The sequence below is a fragment of the Pseudomonas sp. DTU_2021_1001937_2_SI_NGA_ILE_001 genome (genome assembly GCF_032463525.1).
In the GTDB taxonomy this organism is placed as follows: Bacteria; Pseudomonadota; Gammaproteobacteria; order Pseudomonadales; family Pseudomonadaceae; genus Aquipseudomonas.
The window spans coordinates 2,146,057-2,161,702 of record NZ_CP135971.1 but is presented as its reverse complement, the minus strand read 5'-3'; the positions used below and the strand labels follow the sequence as shown (position 1 = coordinate 2,161,702).

Genomic DNA, 15,646 nt, shown 5'->3' with positions numbered 1-15,646 from the left:
GGTGCAGCCGTGCGGTGCGACGAGGAGGGGCGATAGGAGGCGTGGATGTATGACCCCCGGCAATGGGCGGCGGGCCGGACTGCACGCAGTGCGGGCTAGAGCGTGCAGTCGGCGGGTCGCTTACTTCTTGGCCTTGGGCTGGGCGGTGCAATCGGCGTTGGTGAAGGTCTGGGTCACGATCGGGCGGTTGCTCTTGTATTCGCTGAACTGATACTTGAGCACCGCGCCTTTGGTCATCAGCTGGCGGAAGCCGTTGTTATGGCACACGCTGTTGCCCAGCTGCGCGCGCACGGTGCCCGGGTTGGCACGCATCTGCTGGGCTTGGCCTTCACGCACGCTCAGGTGGTTGATCAGCTCGTTGCCGTTGACCGTGTAGCCCTGGTCGAGGATGTCTTCGTTGATGGCGCGCGGGGTGCCGACGCTGCTTTCCTTGGCCACTTTATCCAGCATCTGGCTGAGTTCGTACTCCTGCTTGGAGGCGGCCTGGGCAGCCAAAGGTGCAACGAGCAGCAGCGTGAGGGTTGGAACGATGAGGCGCAGCATTGAAGTCTCCTGATACGGTGGCTGGCGCTTTGACCAGCGTCTTTGATGTGCGTTCACAGCATGGCGCGGCAGTATAGGGGTTGTCGGCCCGATTCTCATTAGGCTGTGGTGTGGGAGCTGTTAAACTGCGCGGCCTTTCCACCTTGCCGGATTTCCGTTGTGCCGATGTCCTTCGCGTGCGAGTACCCGCCGTCATGAGCCATGCCGTTTCGCGCCTGCGTGACGAGCGCCTGGCTCGCAGTACCAAGCCATTCATCGCGCGGGGTTCCCGGGCGCCCCGTTGCCCGGATTGCCGGGTGATCTTCAGCTACTGTCTGTGTGCCTGGCGCCCCAAGGTTCAGGCCCGCTCGGCGATGTGCCTGTTGATGTACGACACTGAGCCCTTGAAGCCGACCAACACCGGCTGGCTGATCGCCGACATCATCGAGGATACCCATGCGTTCGGCTGGTCGCGCATCGAGGTCGACGAAAGGCTCCTGGCGCTGCTGGATGACCCGCAGTGGCAGCCGTACCTGGTATTTCCGGGTGAGTTCGTGGCTCGTGAGCGGGTGGTGACGCGTGTCGAGCCGGCGCCGGGCAAGCGACCGTTGTTCATCCTGCTGGACGCCACCTGGACCGAGGCGCGCAAGATGTTCCGCAAGAGCCCGTATCTGGAGCGCTTTCCGGTATTGAGCCTGGAGCCGGAACAGATTTCCCGCTATCGACTGCGGCGTTCACGGCGCGAGGACCACTTCTGCACCGCCGAAGTGGCCGCGCTGTGCCTGGAGCTGGCCCAGGACACCCAGGCCAGCGAGGTGCTGGATGCGTGGCTCGACGTGTTCAGCGCGCATTACCTGGGAGCCAAGTTCCAGCGGCCCATTGATCCGGAGGACGCTGCGCATACGACGGTCAAGAAGTATCGCTGAGTCGTGTGTGGCGCTGGAAGAAGGCTATCTGCCAGCTTTATGGCCAGTCTCTCCCTTGACCACCACCTTGGGGCTGGGCATGCTTGGCGCCGCCCCGAGGCGTGAGATTTCCTGGACGTGTTTTGCAGGCGCAATGGATATTTGCCGGCATCCTGCGGATGCCCCGTTGAGTGTTCGCACTCACTATAAGAACAGGACCCCACCATGACCTACGACATCCTCATCGCCGATGACCATCCCCTGTTCCGCAGCGCCCTGCATCAGGCGCTGAGCCTCGGGTTGGGGCCGCAGGTGCGGCTGGTCGAGGCCGAGAGCATCGCGCAGATCGAAGAGCGCCTGGTCGAGAAATCCGATTGGGATCTGGTACTGCTGGACCTGAACATGCCAGGCGCCTATGGGTTCTCGGGGTTGGTGCTGTTGCGCGGGCAGTATCCCCAGGTGCCGGTGGTGATGGTCTCGGCGCAGGAGGAGGCGGCGGTGGTGGTCAGGGCCAAGGAGTTCGGCGCCAGCGGCTTCATTCCCAAGTCCAGCCCACTGGAAACCATCCAGCAGGCGGTGCGGGCGGTACTCGACGGCGACGCATGGTGGCCTCCGCAGGCCGATGAGGCGGTCAGCGTGTCGGCTGAGGCGAAGGCGGCCAGTGCGGGACTCGCCAGTCTCACGCCGCAGCAGTTCCGGGTGCTGACCATGGTCTGCGAGGGGCTGCTGAACAAGCAGATCGCCTACGAGTTGAATGTCTCGGAGGCCACCATCAAGGCCCATGTCACGGCGATCTTCCGCAAGCTGGGCGTGCGCACGCGTACCCAGGCGGCCTTGCTGCTGCAACAACTGGAATCGGTGACCGCCAGTTGATCTCCATCGGGTTCACGTTTTTTTGACTGACGTGCCCTTAGTTTCCCTCATCCTTTCCGCATGGCAGTTTGCATATGTTGTCGCCTTTCAAGGGCCAGACCGGCTTCAAACGTGTTCTCAACGCCGCAGGCTATTCTCTCGACGGGCTGATGGCGGCCTTCAAGGGCGAGGCGGCGTTCCGCCAGCTGGTGCTGCTCAATGTGCTGTTGATCCCGCTGTCTTTCCTGCTCGACGTGAGCCGGGGCGAGCGCGCCTTGTTGATCACCGTGTGCCTGCTGGCGCTGATTGTCGAATTGCTCAATTCGGCGGTGGAGGCGGCCATCGACCGGATTTCCCTGGACCTGCACCCGTTGTCGAAGAACGCCAAGGACATGGGCAGTGCCGCGCAGTTCGTGGCCTTGAGCATCATCGCGGTGGTGTGGGCGGTGGTGTTGCTGGGCTGATCTTGCGCTGTACCCTTGCCTGCCCGTAGGCGCTGCGTCAGCAGCGCACAGCCTCCAGGCTGAAGACAATATTGGTCAGTTAGGCCGGGTAGGAGCGGCTTCAGCCGCGAAGCGACCGCCTGTTCACAACAGATGCAGTGCATTTCCTCGCGCTTTCGCGGCTAAAGCCGCTCCCACCGGGCCACATGCCGCTTAAGCGAACAGTATTGAGGCTAAGGACAGCCCTGCCGGGTGAGCGGCATCAGAGTGAGTGATCAGTACAGGCTCGGCAGCACGATCTGATCGCTGCGTTGCACTCCGGCGGTGAAGTCCCGGCACATGTCGAGAAACTCGCGCATTGCCGATGTCTGGTACTTCTGCTTGTGCCAGATGAAGTAGAACTGCCTTGCAAGGTCCAGCTCCGGCGTGTCCAGGGCCACCAGGCTACCGCGGCGAAACGCATCGCGCAGGGCCAGCCGCGAGATGCATCCGATACCCAGCCCCGACTCCACGGCACGCTTGATGGCTTCGGTGTGTTCCAGCTCCAGACGTACGTTCAGGCCGTTGCGGTGGTGGCGCAGGGCCTGGTCGAAGGTCAGCCGGGTGCCGGAACCCTGTTCACGGAGGATCCAGGCTTCCTGGGTGAGTTCCTTGAGCGTCGCCCGGCCCTGGCGTGCCAAAGGATGTTGGGGGGCACAAAACACCACCAGTTCATCTTCGACCCACGACTGCACCTCGATGTCCGGATGGCTGCAGTCACCCTCGATCAGACCCAGGTCAATCTCGTAGTGGGCAACCTGTTGCACGATGTGCGCGGTGTTCTGTACATGCAGTTTCACCTGACTTTCCGGATGACGCTGCATGAAGCCGCCGATCAGCAGGGTCGCCAGGTAATTGCCGATGGTCAGGGTGGCGCCGACGGCCAGTGAGCCGAACCCGGACTTGCCATTGAGCAGGTCTTCGATTTCCTTGGCCTGGTCGAGCAGGGCGACAGCCTGCGGCAGCAGTTGCCGGCCAGTGGCGTTGAGGCTCAGGCGCTTGCCCGCCCGGTCGAACAGCTGGAAGCTGGACTGGCGCTCCAGCTCGGTGATCGAGGTACTGGCGGCCGATTGCGACAGCGACAGCATCACGGCGGCCTTGGAGACGCTTTCCTGCTGAGCGACGGCGACGAAAACCTGCAACTGACGTAGAGTGAATCGCATATCTATATAACCGATAACCCATATCTTGATAATTCAGTTAACAGATATTGTGTCTGCCACTAGAATGGCGCGCAATAGTGCCTGCTGCAGGCGCGGACGAATTTTTCCAGGAGTTTTCCCGTACATGAGCAACATGTATCACGAGCGTGTCCTGAGTGTTCACCATTGGAACGACACCCTCTTCAGCTTCAAGTGCACCCGGGACCCAGGCCTGCGTTTCGAGAACGGTCAGTTCGTGATGATCGGTCTGCAGCAGCCCAACGGGCGTCCGCTGATGCGTGCCTACTCGGTGGCCAGCCCGAACTGGGAAGAGCACCTGGAGTTCTTCAGCATCAAGGTCCCGGACGGCCCGCTGACCTCGCAGCTGCAGCACCTCAAGGAAGGCGACGAGATCCTCATCAGCAAGAAGCCCACCGGCACCCTGGTGCTGGATGACCTGCTGCCTGGCAAGCACCTCTACCTGCTGAGCACCGGCACCGGCCTGGCGCCGTTCATGAGCGTCATCCAGGACCCGGAAACCTACGAGCGTTTCGACAAGGTCGTGCTGGTTCATGGCGTGCGTTGGGTCAGCGAAGTGGCCTACCACGAGTTCATCACCGAGATCCTGCCGCAGAACGAATTCTTCGGCGATGCGGTGCGTGAAAAGCTGATCTACTACCCGACCGTCACCCGTGAGCCTTATCACAATCAGGGCCGTCTGACCGACCTGATGCGCAGTGGCAAGCTGTTCGAGGACATCGGCCTGCCGCCGATCAATCCGCAGGATGACCGCGCCATGCTGTGCGGCAGCCCGAGCATGCTGGACGAGACCAGCCAGGTGCTGGACAGCTTCGGTCTGAAGGTATCGCCACGCATGCGTGAGCCGGGCGACTACCTGATCGAGCGTGCCTTCGTCGAGAAGTAAGCAACACTGCACGACAAACCCGCCGCCTCCCGGGGCCGGCGGGTTTTTTATGCGTCGAGCGAAAGTACCACTTCCAGTACGCAGATGACGCCCGGCTCAGGGTAGTGCCAGCGCACGTCCAGGTCCCAGAACTGAGCGCCATAGCGCCGCTCCGGCGGCGGGAGCTGATAGGCCGGACGCGGATCCTGGGCCAGGCATTGCTCGATCAGTGCCACCAACGGCTCGCCCAAGCGCTGCGCGTGGTGGTGGGCCTGTGCCAGGGCGCTGTCCTGCCATTGCACCGGAATCAGCACCGGTGCTGCGCTGGCCATCTGGTTGGTGGCTTCTGCAATGCTGTCGGCGTAAGGCACGTACGGTTTGATATCCAGTACCGGCGTGCCGTCCAGCAGGTCGATGCCCGACAGCCACAGGCGACCCGGTTCGACGTTCTCCAGGCGCACCACCGACTGGCCGATACCGTTGGGGCGATGCGTCGCGCGGGTGGCGAACACGCCCATGCTCTGGTTGCCGCCGAGGCGGGGCGGGCGCACCTTCAGCCGTGGGGTGTCTTCAAGGGCCTGGTGGAACAGGAACAGCAGCCAGACATGACTGACCTGCTCCAGGCCCTGCACAGCCTCGCCCTGGTCGAAGGGCGGGATCAGCTCAAGCACGCCACGTGCCGCCGGAGCCAGCTGTGGCTGGCGCGGGATGGCGAACTTCTCCTTGAAGCAGGAGCGCACGAAACCGACGGGCGAGACCTGAAAGCTCATGGCTTGGCCGGGCGCAGGCGTTGGGCCAGGCCCTTGAGGAAGTTGCGCAGCAACTGGTCGCCGCATTCTCGGTAGTTGTGGTGGCCAACCTTGCGAAACAGCGCACTCAGCTCCGGTTTGGATACTGGAAAGCCCGCAGCGTCGAGGATTTCGTGCAGGTCGTCTTCCTTGAGTTCGAAGGCCACGCGCAGCTTCTTGAGCACCAGGTTGTTGGTGACCGGCAGTTCGATGGGCGGCGCCAGGCGGCTCTCGTCCTTGCCGCGCTTGTAGTAGACCAGGCCGTCGAGCAAGTGCGCCATGACGGTGTCCGGGCAACGGGCGAAGCCTTCTTCTTCTTCGCGCTTGACCCAGGCGGCCACGTCGGCGCGGCTCACCGACTGGTCGGCGAGCTTGAGAATCTCGACGATCTTGGCGTCATTGGCCGCCAGGATGTAGCGCACACTGCGCAGGATGTCATTGTTGAGCATGATGGATGATCCATTGAAACGGGTTCAGAACTTTTCTCGGGCGGTCAGGTAGCGCCACTGGCCTTCGGGCAACTTGCCCATCGATACCGCACCGATACGGATACGCCGACAGGCAACGATCTGCAGGCCGACAGCGCTGCAGAGCTGTGCGATGACCCCAGGTTGCGGATTTTTCATGGCCAGGCGCAGGCGGTTTTCACTCTGCCAGCTGGCCTTGACCGCCGGCAGCTCGGTGCCTTTCCAGGTCACGCCATGGTTCAGGCGATTCAGGCCGTGGGCGACCAGGTCGCCACGCACGTCGACGACGTATTCCTGCTCGATCTTGCTGCGGTCATCGGTGAGCTTGCGCAGGGTTTTCCAGTCCTGGCTGAACACCACCATGCCGCTGGCATTGTCTTGCAGCGTAGAGATGGGCTTCTGGCGCAGGAAGTGGCCCTTCAGCACGCGTTTGTCCGGCGTCAGGTCGCGGCATAGCGTGGCCGGGGTGATGGATTGCAAGGCGGCTTCCAGGCTGATACCGGCCGGTTTGTGGACGATCAGCGTCACCGGGTCTGGCGCACTGGCGGTGGCGCCGGCGCTGAGCTCGACGCGCTGGTCGCCGACCTTGAACTGGGGCTCTTCGACGACCTGACCGTCGACGGTGACCCAGCCGCCCTCGATGTACAGCTCGGCTTCACGGCGCGAGCAGCCGGTCAGCTCGATGAGGCGTCTGGAAAGGCGTAGGGGTTCTGACATGACTGATGGCCGTTGGGTAATAGGGGGTTTGCCGGCAGTGTAGCCGGGCGGCTCAGGCCGCTCGCCTGAACTTCAGGCGGGGCGGTCGAGAAGCATGCGCAGCATGGGGTAGGGCTGGCCCAGGCCGTCGAGCGGCGTGCGCCCGCTGATCCTGAAGCCTTGCTTCTGATAGAAGCCCAGCGCCTGCGGGTTCTGTTCGTTGACGTCCAGTTCACGGATGCCGTAGTGCTCGATGGCATGTTCCAGCAGTTGCCGGCCCAGGCCCTGGCCGCGGTGATCGGCGGCGACGAAGAGCATCTGCAGCTTGTCGTCGCTGACCCCGGCAAAGCCGGTGATCACCTGCTGTTCACGAGTACAGAACAGCGTCACGCCTTCCAGGTACTGCTCGAGCAGCAGCTTTCTGAGACGCACGATGTAGTCTTCCGGCAGGAAGTGATGCGTGGCGCGCACCGAGCTTTCCCACACCTCGACGATGCGGGGGAATTCACTCTTGTCGGGGGTATGGAAATCCATCTCGCATCCTCGATGTGCAGCATGTAAATGAAAAAGCCCTGCCAAGGGCAGGGCTGACGAAGCGATCCGGGCGCTTACAGCACTTCGGCCCAGAGGTCGTATTCGTCGGCGTCGGTGACGCGGCAAAGAATCTTGTCGCCAGGCTTAACCGGGCTGTCGTCTTCCAGACCAATGTAGACGTTACCGTCGATTTCCGGCGCGTCGAAGAAGCAGCGACCGACCGCGCCGCGCTCGTCGACCTCGTCGATCAGCACTTCGATTTCCTTGCCGATCTTCATCTGCAGGCGTGCCGCGCTGATCGCCTGCTGGTGGGCCATGAAGCGGTCCCAGCGGTCCTGCTTGACGTCGTCAGGTACTTGCTCAACGTCCAGGTCGTTGGCTGGTGCGCCTTCCACCGGCGAGTACTGGAAGCAGCCGACGCGGTCCAACTGGGCTTCGGTGAGCCAGTCCAGCAGGTACTGGAAGTCTTCCTCGGTTTCGCCCGGGAAGCCGACGATGAAGGTCGAACGGATGATCAGCTCAGGGCACTGCTCGCGCCAGTTCTTGATGCGTGCCAGGGTCTTGTCTTCGAAGGCCGGACGCTTCATCAGCTTGAGGACCTTCGGGCTGGCGTGCTGGAAGGGGATGTCCAGGTACGGCAGGATCTTGCCCGCGGCCATCAGCGGGATCAGCTCGTCGACGTGCGGGTAAGGGTACACGTAGTGCAGGCGTACCCAGACGCCCAAGGTGCTGAGCGCCTGACACAGTTCGGTCATGCGCGTCTTGACCGGCTGGCCGTTCCAGAAGCCGGTACGGTATTTGACGTCCACGCCGTAGGCGCTGGTGTCCTGGGAGATCACCAGCAGCTCCTTGACGCCGGCCTTGACCAGGCGCTGCGCCTCGTCCAACACGTCGCCCACCGGGCGGCTGACCAGCTTGCCGCGCATCGAAGGAATGATGCAGAAGCTGCAGCTGTGGTTGCAGCCTTCGGAAATCTTCAGGTAGGCGTAGTGGCGCGGGGTCAGCTTGATACCTTGTGGCGGCACCAGGTCGATCAGCGGGTTGTGCTCGTGGCTCGGCGGGACCACCTCGTGCACGGCGGTGACCACCTGCTCGTACTGCTGTGGGCCGGTGACCGACAGCACACTGGGGTGCACGTTGCGGATCACGCTCTCGTCGACGCCCATGCAGCCGGTGACGATCACCTTGCCGTTCTCGGCAATGGCTTCGCCGATCACTTCCAGGGATTCGGCCTTGGCCGAGTCGATGAAGCCGCAGGTGTTCACCACCACGACGTCGGCGTCCTGGTAGGTGGGCACGACTTCGTAGCCTTCCATGCGCAGCTGGGTGAGGATGCGCTCGGAGTCGACGAGTGCCTTCGGGCAACCCAGGGAAACGAACCCGACCTTGGGCGTCGGCGTATTGGCGGTGGACATGGCAAACCTCGGCGTAAAGGGTGGCGCCTCGGCGTAGGGCACGGGCACCGACTGGGCGCTGGTCGCGCCTCTGGTCAAAAAGTGCGCAATTCTAGCGATCAGGCGCCGCGATGACCAGAGGCAGGAGAAGAAATAAGAGCACTGCTGCGCTATGCTTCGCCGCGTTGAGCACGGCGGATGTCAATAAACTGTGCAAACTCAATTGTTTCCTGTTGTTTAGTCCTGTTTGGACCTCTGGTTCCGGCTTTGGGGAGTTTTCGATGAGTCATGCAAGTAGTCAGGCTGGAACAGGGAGTGCCACCAAGCCTTTGAGCCTGCTGGTCGCCGCCGTGGGGGTGGTGTACGGCGACATTGGCACCAGCCCGCTGTATACCCTCAAGGAAGTGTTTCAGGGCGGCTATGGTGTGGAAGTCAATCACGACGCGATCCTGGGCGTGCTGTCGCTGATCTTCTGGTCGCTGATCTGGGTGGTGTCGTTCAAATACATGGTGTTCATCCTGCGCGCCGACAACCAGGGCGAGGGCGGCATCATGGCGCTCACTGCACTGGCACGGCGCGCCTCGGCGAAGTTTCCCAAGCTGCAGATGGTCATGGTGGCCTTCGGGCTGTTCGGCGCCGCGCTGTTCTATGGTGACAGCATGATCACCCCGGCGGTGTCGGTGCTCTCGGCCATGGAAGGTCTGGAGCTGGCCTTCGAGGGCCTGGAGCGCTGGATCGTGCCCATGTCGCTGGTGGTACTGGTGGGGCTGTTCCTGATCCAGAAGCACGGTACCGCGCGTATCGGGGTATTGTTCGGCCCGGTGATGGTGACCTGGTTTCTGGTGCTGGGCGCACTGGGCATCTACGGCATCATGCATACGCCCGAGGTGCTGCAGGCGGTCAATCCGGCCTGGGGTGTGCGCTTCTTCATCCTGCATCCCGGCATCGGCGTGGCGATCCTCGGGGCAGTGGTGCTGGCGCTGACCGGTGCCGAAGCGCTGTATGCCGACATGGGCCACTTCGGCCGCAAGCCGATTTCCCGCGCCTGGTTCCTGCTGGTGCTGCCGGCCCTGCTGCTCAACTACTTCGGGCAGGGTGCGCTGGTGCTGGAGCACCCCGATGCGGTGCGCAACCCGTTCTACCTGCTGGCACCGGGCTGGGCCCTGCTGCCGCTCATCGCACTGTCGACGCTGGCGACCATCATCGCTTCCCAGGCGGTGATTTCCGGGGCCTTCTCCATGACCCTGCAGGCCATCCAGCTGGGTTATATCCCGCGCATGTACATCCAGCACACCTCCAGCGACGCGCAGGGGCAGATCTACATTGGTGCGGTGAACTGGGCGCTGATGGTCGGGGTGATCCTGCTGGTAATCGGCTTCGAGTCGTCCGGTGCCCTGGCCTCGGCCTACGGGGTGGCCGTGACCGGTACCATGCTGTGCACCACCTTCCTGGTCTCCTCGGTGATGCTGCTGCTGTGGAAGTGGCCGCCGCTGCTGGCAGTGCCGCTGCTGATCTGCCTGCTGCTGGTCGATGGCCTGTTCTTCGCCGCCAACGTGCCGAAGATCGTCCAGGGCGGTGCTTTCCCGGTATTGGCCGGTGCGGTGCTGTTCATTCTCATGACCACCTGGAAGCGGGGCCGACAGTTGCTCTCCGAGCGTATCGACGAGGCGGGTCTGCCGCTGCCGATCTTCATCGGCAGCATTCGTGTGCAGCCGCCGCATCGCGTGCAGGGCACGGCCGTGTTCCTCACCGCGCGCTCGGACGCCGTACCCCATGCACTGCTGCACAACATGCTGCACAACCAGGTGCTGCATGAGCAGGTGGTACTGCTGACGGTGGTCTACGAAGACTGCCCGCGAGTGCCGGCCAGCCAGCGCTTCGAAGTGGAAGCCTACGGCGAAGGGTTCTATCGGGTGATCCTGCACTTCGGCTTCATCGACGAGCCGGACGTGCCCCAGGCGCTGACCCTGTGCCACCTGCAGGACCTGGATTTCAGCCCGATGCGCACCACCTACTTCCTGAGCCGCGAGACGGTCATCCCGTCGAAGATGGTTGGCATGGCGCGCTGGCGCGAAGCGCTGTTCGCCTTCATGCTCAAGAACGCCAACGGCAACCTGCGTTTCTTCAAGCTGCCGTACAACCGGGTGATCGAGCTGGGTACCCAGGTAGAAATCTAGTTGGGAGAGGCATGAAAAAGCCCCGCCTAGGCGGGGCTTTTTCATGTCGGTTCAGTGGCTCAGGGCTTGCCCTGCCACTGGTCGATCTTGTGCATCAGGCGCTTGGCCAGGGCCGGGTAGTTTTCGTCAAAGTGGTGGCCGCCGGGCAGCTCCAGCACCTCGCCCACGGCAGTGGTGTCGGTGCAGCCGCTGTCCTTCTTCTCTTCGGCGCCGTATACGCAAAGCACCTTGTTGGCGGGCAGCTTGGCCATTTCCGGTCCGGTCTTGGCCTCGGTGCCGGCGTTGCCCAGCCAGCCATCGACGTGGATTTCGAAGTTGCCGCTGCGGGCGAAGGCCAGCAGGATGATGCCGTCGATACGCTCCTGGTCCTCGGGAGCCATGCGGTTGTAGATCGCCGGCAGGACGTCGGCACCGAAGGAGTAGCCGGCGAGAATGAAGCGCTTGGAGCCCCACTTCTGGCGATAGTGGTTCATCAGCTCGGTCAGGTCGGCCGCTGTCTGCTCGGGCGACTTGCGCTCCCAGTAGTAGCGCAGCACGTCGATACCCACCACAGGGTAGCCGACCTTGGCCATGTCGCCGGCCACCACTTTGTCGAGGTCACGCCAGCCGCCGTCGCCGGAAAGGAACAGGGTCACGGTGTCGCTGCTCTGGGCGGAAGGCACTTCGACGGTCGGTACGCCCGAACCGCCGGTGTCATTCTCGCCGAGCAGCAGATGGCGCAGTTCGGTGTTCAGCACCTGCGGCAACGGAATGTCATAGTCGCTGATGCTGGTCTCTGCGTTGGGTTGGTCGCGCACGAATGCGGCGCTCGGATCGTCCGGTGCGTCGTTGAAGGCGGCCAGCCAGTGCCCGTGCGGGGCTTTCTGGGGCAGGGGGACGTCGCAGATCTGTGGTGGGGTTTCGCCTTCCTCGACCTCGGGAGGCGGGTTGGAAACGTGTTGCAGGGCGAAACCCACCGAAATGGCCTGGGCCTTGTCGTTATCCTGCGTGGCCAGCCAGCGCCACGCCAGGGTTGCGCCATGGCCGATGCCGCCCACCACCTGTGCCGGGCCGTCGAGCTTCTGCAGGGCGGCCTGGAAGACCTTTTCCTGCAACACGCAGTCATCGGCGGGCAATTCGACCTGAATCACGCTGGCGCCGGCGTCGGTACCCAGTGCCTGCAGCTGCTTGTCGCTGAGCTTGTCCTTGGTACTCACGGCCAGGGCGATGCGGGTCTTGACCCGGCTGGCGGGGGTTACCCGGGTAATCGCCGTGCCGTCTTCCAGGTTGGCATGTTCCAGGGTCGCAGGCGTCGGTGGGCGGTGCCAGAACCACGCACCCAGCGCTGCAATGAGAATAATCGCCAGCACCAGGAGTACGTAGCGCCACACACGTCGAATCATCAGCGTTTCACCAGTCCAGTCAGGCCGCCTGCAATCAGGGCGGCGGTATCGGCCAGGGCCACCAGCGGATCGAGTCCGGCGGGCACGGCCATGTAGCGGGGCTCCCAGTCAGGCTGGAACTTGTCCTTGAAACGGCGCAGGCCCTGGAAGTTGTAGAGCTGCTCGCCGCGACGGAAGACCATCGAGCCGAGCCGCTGGGTCAGCGGCGCGCCACGCCGCGGTTGCAGGCCCGACAACGGCACCATGCCCAGGCTGAAGCGGGCGTAGCCCTGGGCTTTGTAGTGCTGGATCAGGCCGATCATCATGAATTCCATGGTCGACTTCGGCGCGTCCGGGTGGGCGCGCATCAGGTCGAGACTGGCCAGTTCCAGGCCGGAGGTCTCCAGCAGGTTGGCGAAGGCCACCGGCTTGTCCTGGAAGCGAATGATCGCCACGCGGAAGTAGCGCAGGTATTCCGGAGTGAAGCGGCCCAGGGAAAAGCCTTTCTCGCGTACGTTCTTGCCGGTCAGCCAGGCGTCGGAGATGGCTTTCAGTTCCTCGAGCGGCGCCTGGCCGGCTTCGTGGATCTCCAGGCTCAGGCCGTCGCGGCTGCCGCGGTTCCAGGTGTAGCGCAGGTCTTTCATCTCCTTGCCCTTGGCGTCGATATCGAAGCGCCGCAGGTCGACCCGTGCTTCTTCACCCAGCTTGATCGCGGTCAGGCCGATGTCCATGTAGTAGGGCAGGTTCTCTGCGCGGACCTGGTAGAACACCGGGCGGGCATGGTGCACGTCGCACAGATCGCGGAACTGCCAGATCAGCTCGGCGCGCTGCTGCGCAGGGCCGACCGGGTCGTACAGCGCCACCAGGCTGCGTCCACGGTGCGAGTACATCAGGAAGGCGTTGTTGTCCGGGTGAAACAGAATGGCCTTGTCACCGGTCAGCGCCAGGCCGCCGTCCGGCTGGTTGGAAGCCTTGAGAATCTCGGCAGCCTTGTCCAGATCGGCCGCGTCGGGAAGCTTGATGCCTGGCCGTGCGGTGCGCAGCAGCCAGGTCAAGGACACCACCAACAGCAGTACCGCGCTGCCCAGGGCCGAGCGCAGGCCGCGCGGGGCATCGGCATCCAGGGTGAATTGCCACCACAACTGATGGCTGTAGGGCACGTCCTGGTAGGCGAACAACAGCAGCCAGATCGACGCACCGACCACGCACATGCTGGCGATGACGTAGAGTGGCGAAAACGGCAGCTCCAGCAGGCGGCTGGGGCGGTAGAACGAGCGGCGGAAGGTGACCAGCAGTATGGCCGTGAGCACCAGCATGCAGGCCTCTTCCCAATCGAAGCCCTTGAGCATCGACAGCACGGCACCGACCAGCAGCAGGATCACCGTCAGCACCCAGGCCGCCGACAGGCGACGACGCAGGCCCTGGGCCAATAGCAGGCACAGCACGCCAACCAGGCTGGCACCGAAGTGCGAAGCGTCGATCAGACGGTGAGGAATCAGAAAGCCGACGTTTTCCAGGCGGGTGTCGATTTCTGGGGTGGCGCCGGAAAACAGCAGTACTACACCAGAAAGAAACACCAATAGGGCAAGGATCGGCGCGCCCAGCCCGGACGCCACCCGCAGGGCCTGGCGCGCGAACAACAGGCGCTTGGCTTCGGTGAACAGCAGCGTCAGACAGGCCAGCAGCAGCGGCAACACCACGTATATCAGGCGATACAGCAGCAGTGCGGCGGCCAGGGGCGCGGCGCCCAGTTCATTGGCGAACGCCGCCAGCAGCACGGCCTCGAACACCCCGACACCGCCCGGTACATGGCTGAGCACGCCGGCCGCCAGGGCCAGCAGGTAGACCAGAATGAAGGCGCCCAGCGGTGGTGCCTGGGGCAGCAGCAGGTACAACACCAGCGCGGCAGCGACCACGTCGAGCGCGGTGATGACCAGTTGCACCAGGGTCAGGCGCAGGCCGGGCAGGCGCAGTGAGCGGCGTCCGGCACTGACCAGCAGCACATCGGGAATGTCCTGCTCCGGCAGGCGGCGCCGATACACTGCCACGGCGAGGATCAGGCTGACGGCCAGGACCGCGATGGCAACGCTTGCAAGTACGTCTACCGGCAGCTTGAGCGCCAGGGATGCCCCCGGCAGGTTGCTCAGGGTGGCGATGGCCGCGAGGGGCGGCAGCGCACAGCCCAGCGACAGACTGGCGAATACGGTCATGCGGGCGATTTCGATCGCACCGATGCCGTTGCGTGAATAGAGACGGTAGCGCACCGAGCCGCCGGACAACATCGACAGACCCACGGCGTTACCGATGGCGAACGATGTGAAACCGCCCAGCAGCAGCGTCTTGGCCGGCAGCTTGACGCCAGCATAGCGGGCTGCGGAAAACTCGTAGCCCATCAGCACCACGTAACCGATGATCGCCGCCAGCAGGGCGCCACCCAGGGAAGGCAACGGCACGGCGTAGAGCGCATCGCGCAGGGCATAGAAGTCCATTTCGATGAGCATGTGACGGCAGGCGATCAGCGCCATGCCGAACAGCACCAGCATCACCCCCAGCCCGATGGCCTGGCGATATTTACTGAGCCGCTCCAGCCATCGGAGTCGCGCAGACTGTATGGGGTGATTAGCCGTCACGGCTTCGGAGGTATCAGACGAATTGTCGCGCATCATTCACGTCCTGGAGTGTGCGCGACAGGATTGAGGTCTACAGCCAAGTTACCGATCCCTACGCAAAAAGATGTCGAGATGTTAGCGCGTCAGCGGCTGACGAGCGAATAGCCAATGGAGCAGGGTTCAACTGTTCAGCCATGATTCAGAAAAAATGCTGGCCAGGCGACTGTTGGCAGCCGGCGCGAGGCTGGCGCGTCACGGTATACCGGATCAACGGTTACATCTGTTGAGACTAGTCATAAACGTATCGGCAGTGAAACGAAAATCTATCGTGGCCGATGCATTCGCCTGCCAGGCGATCATAGGGGGTTCTGTGTGTGCAGGCTAAACAGTTTTTTATCAATGACTTGCGTTCGGTTTTAAGCAAGGGGAGGAGGGCGTGACGACTTTTTTCCAGGCATGCAAAAAGGCCACTTTTTCAAGTGGCCTTTTCGTAAAGCTGGTTGCGGGAGCCGGATTTGAACCGACGACCTTCGGGTTATGAGCCCGACGAGCTACCAGGCTGCTCCATCCCGCGTCTGTGAGGCGGCATTCTACAGCCTAATGGCTGGTTGTCAAGCTTGAGTGCGAAAAAAACAGAGCGACCCCATTGGGCAGAGAATACAGGCCAAAAAAAAGCCACTCTTTCGAGTGGCCTTTCTTGAAACTGGTTGCGGGAGCCGGATTTGAACCGACGACCTTCGGGTTATGAGCCCGACGAGCTACCAGGCTGCTCCATCCCGCGCCTGTGGGTGGCAATTCTACAGAGCTGCTGAG

At 63.0% G+C, this 15,646-nt stretch carries 14 protein-coding genes and 2 tRNA genes; 5 read left to right on the top strand and 11 right to left on the bottom strand.

The annotated features are described in order from the left end of the window. Positions 1-120: 120 nt before the first annotated feature. Positions 121-543 (bottom strand): quorum-sensing-regulated virulence factor family protein, encoded by a 423-nt coding sequence (locus tag RRX38_RS09160; RefSeq protein WP_295477054.1) that lies wholly within the window; start codon positions 541-543, stop codon positions 121-123. Between the two features lie 194 nt (positions 544-737). On the opposite strand from RRX38_RS09160, the gene RRX38_RS09155 reads away from it, so the two are divergent. The 3 genes from RRX38_RS09155 to RRX38_RS09145 all read left to right on the top strand — a co-directional run bounded on the left by RRX38_RS09155 (position 738) and on the right by RRX38_RS09145 (position 2,743). Further along, complete coding sequence (locus RRX38_RS09155) at positions 738-1,448, top strand: tRNA-uridine aminocarboxypropyltransferase (RefSeq protein WP_315962297.1); 711 nt, start codon at positions 738-740, stop codon at positions 1,446-1,448. A gap of 204 nt (positions 1,449-1,652) precedes the next feature. Then, a complete protein-coding gene (gene erdR, locus RRX38_RS09150; RefSeq protein WP_295477051.1) occupies positions 1,653-2,300 on the top strand; it encodes a response regulator transcription factor ErdR in 648 nt (215 codons plus the stop codon). Between the two features lie 74 nt (positions 2,301-2,374). Continuing rightward, positions 2,375-2,743, top strand: a complete 369-nt coding sequence (locus RRX38_RS09145) for a diacylglycerol kinase (protein WP_315962296.1) — start codon at positions 2,375-2,377, stop codon at positions 2,741-2,743. Between the two features lie 254 nt (positions 2,744-2,997). Here RRX38_RS09145 and RRX38_RS09140 read toward each other — a convergent pair whose 3' ends face one another. After that, positions 2,998-3,924 carry a LysR family transcriptional regulator gene (locus RRX38_RS09140; RefSeq protein ID WP_315962295.1) on the bottom strand — a complete coding sequence of 309 codons (927 nt, stop codon included), beginning with the start codon at positions 3,922-3,924 and terminating at the stop codon, positions 2,998-3,000. A gap of 124 nt (positions 3,925-4,048) precedes the next feature. On the opposite strand from RRX38_RS09140, the gene fpr reads away from it, so the two are divergent. Further along, positions 4,049-4,828 carry a ferredoxin-NADP reductase gene (gene fpr, locus RRX38_RS09135; protein ID WP_295477045.1) on the top strand — a complete coding sequence of 260 codons (780 nt, stop codon included), beginning with the start codon at positions 4,049-4,051 and terminating at the stop codon, positions 4,826-4,828. A 47-nt stretch (positions 4,829-4,875) separates the two neighbouring features. Here the strand turns inward: fpr and tsaA are convergent, their stop codons facing one another. The 5 genes from tsaA to rimO form a co-directional block, all read right to left on the bottom strand. Beyond that, positions 4,876-5,577 (bottom strand): tRNA (N6-threonylcarbamoyladenosine(37)-N6)-methyltransferase TrmO, encoded by a 702-nt coding sequence (gene tsaA, locus RRX38_RS09130; RefSeq protein ID WP_315962294.1) that lies wholly within the window; start codon positions 5,575-5,577, stop codon positions 4,876-4,878. Then, a complete protein-coding gene (locus tag RRX38_RS09125; protein ID WP_295477041.1) occupies positions 5,574-6,044 on the bottom strand; it encodes a DUF1456 family protein in 471 nt (156 codons plus the stop codon). The genes tsaA and RRX38_RS09125 overlap by 4 nt, the downstream gene beginning before the upstream one ends. Positions 6,045-6,068: 24 nt before the next feature. Beyond that, complete coding sequence (locus tag RRX38_RS09120; RefSeq protein ID WP_315962293.1) at positions 6,069-6,779, bottom strand: rRNA pseudouridine synthase; 711 nt, start codon at positions 6,777-6,779, stop codon at positions 6,069-6,071. A 72-nt stretch (positions 6,780-6,851) separates the two neighbouring features. Beyond that, entirely contained in the window at positions 6,852-7,292 is a 441-nt protein-coding gene (locus tag RRX38_RS09115) for a GNAT family N-acetyltransferase (RefSeq protein WP_295477037.1), read from the bottom strand. 74 nt (positions 7,293-7,366) lie between these two features. Continuing rightward, positions 7,367-8,707: a 30S ribosomal protein S12 methylthiotransferase RimO gene (rimO, locus tag RRX38_RS09110; RefSeq protein WP_295477035.1), complete on the bottom strand. Its 1,341-nt coding sequence runs from the start codon at positions 8,705-8,707 to the stop codon at positions 7,367-7,369. Positions 8,708-8,967: 260 nt separating this feature from the next. On the opposite strand from rimO, the gene RRX38_RS09105 reads away from it, so the two are divergent. Beyond that, on the top strand, positions 8,968-10,863 hold the full coding sequence (locus RRX38_RS09105) for a potassium transporter Kup (RefSeq protein WP_315962292.1): 1,896 nt from the start codon (positions 8,968-8,970) through the stop codon (positions 10,861-10,863). 59 nt (positions 10,864-10,922) lie between these two features. On the opposite strand, the gene RRX38_RS09100 is transcribed toward RRX38_RS09105, so the two are convergent. From RRX38_RS09100 to RRX38_RS09085, 4 genes are all read right to left on the bottom strand, one after another. Beyond that, positions 10,923-12,245 (bottom strand): virulence factor family protein, encoded by a 1,323-nt coding sequence (locus RRX38_RS09100; RefSeq protein WP_295477031.1) that lies wholly within the window; start codon positions 12,243-12,245, stop codon positions 10,923-10,925. Beyond that, a complete protein-coding gene (gene mprF, locus RRX38_RS09095; protein ID WP_315962291.1) occupies positions 12,245-14,887 on the bottom strand; it encodes a bifunctional lysylphosphatidylglycerol flippase/synthetase MprF in 2,643 nt (880 codons plus the stop codon). Before mprF ends, RRX38_RS09100 begins: the two co-directional genes overlap by 1 nt. Positions 14,888-15,330: 443 nt before the next feature. Further along, positions 15,331-15,407: transfer RNA gene (locus tag RRX38_RS09090), tRNA-Met, on the bottom strand. Positions 15,408-15,537: 130 nt separating this feature from the next. Next, a tRNA-Met gene (locus RRX38_RS09085) sits at positions 15,538-15,614 on the bottom strand. Positions 15,615-15,646 lie beyond the last annotated feature (32 nt).

Excerpts from the sequence above, each read along its gene's own strand:
- rimO (WP_295477035.1), bottom strand. The coding sequence starts at position 8,707 with ATGTCCACCGCCAATACGCCGACGCCCAAGGTCGGGTTCGTTTCCCTG.
- mprF (WP_315962291.1), bottom strand. The coding sequence starts at position 14,887 with ATGCGCGACAATTCGTCTGATACCTCCGAAGCCGTGACGGCTAATCAC.
- erdR (WP_295477051.1), top strand. The coding sequence starts at position 1,653 with ATGACCTACGACATCCTCATCGCCGATGACCATCCCCTGTTCCGCAGC.
- RRX38_RS09145 (WP_315962296.1), top strand. The coding sequence starts at position 2,375 with ATGTTGTCGCCTTTCAAGGGCCAGACCGGCTTCAAACGTGTTCTCAAC.
- RRX38_RS09155 (WP_315962297.1), top strand. The coding sequence starts at position 738 with ATGAGCCATGCCGTTTCGCGCCTGCGTGACGAGCGCCTGGCTCGCAGT.
- RRX38_RS09105 (WP_315962292.1), top strand. The coding sequence starts at position 8,968 with ATGAGTCATGCAAGTAGTCAGGCTGGAACAGGGAGTGCCACCAAGCCT.
- tsaA (WP_315962294.1), bottom strand. The coding sequence starts at position 5,577 with ATGAGCTTTCAGGTCTCGCCCGTCGGTTTCGTGCGCTCCTGCTTCAAG.
- fpr (WP_295477045.1), top strand. The coding sequence starts at position 4,049 with ATGAGCAACATGTATCACGAGCGTGTCCTGAGTGTTCACCATTGGAAC.
- RRX38_RS09140 (WP_315962295.1), bottom strand. The coding sequence starts at position 3,924 with ATGCGATTCACTCTACGTCAGTTGCAGGTTTTCGTCGCCGTCGCTCAG.
- RRX38_RS09125 (WP_295477041.1), bottom strand. The coding sequence starts at position 6,044 with ATGCTCAACAATGACATCCTGCGCAGTGTGCGCTACATCCTGGCGGCC.
- RRX38_RS09120 (WP_315962293.1), bottom strand. The coding sequence starts at position 6,779 with ATGTCAGAACCCCTACGCCTTTCCAGACGCCTCATCGAGCTGACCGGC.
- RRX38_RS09100 (WP_295477031.1), bottom strand. The coding sequence starts at position 12,245 with ATGATTCGACGTGTGTGGCGCTACGTACTCCTGGTGCTGGCGATTATT.
- RRX38_RS09160 (WP_295477054.1), bottom strand. The coding sequence starts at position 543 with ATGCTGCGCCTCATCGTTCCAACCCTCACGCTGCTGCTCGTTGCACCT.
- RRX38_RS09115 (WP_295477037.1), bottom strand. The coding sequence starts at position 7,292 with ATGGATTTCCATACCCCCGACAAGAGTGAATTCCCCCGCATCGTCGAG.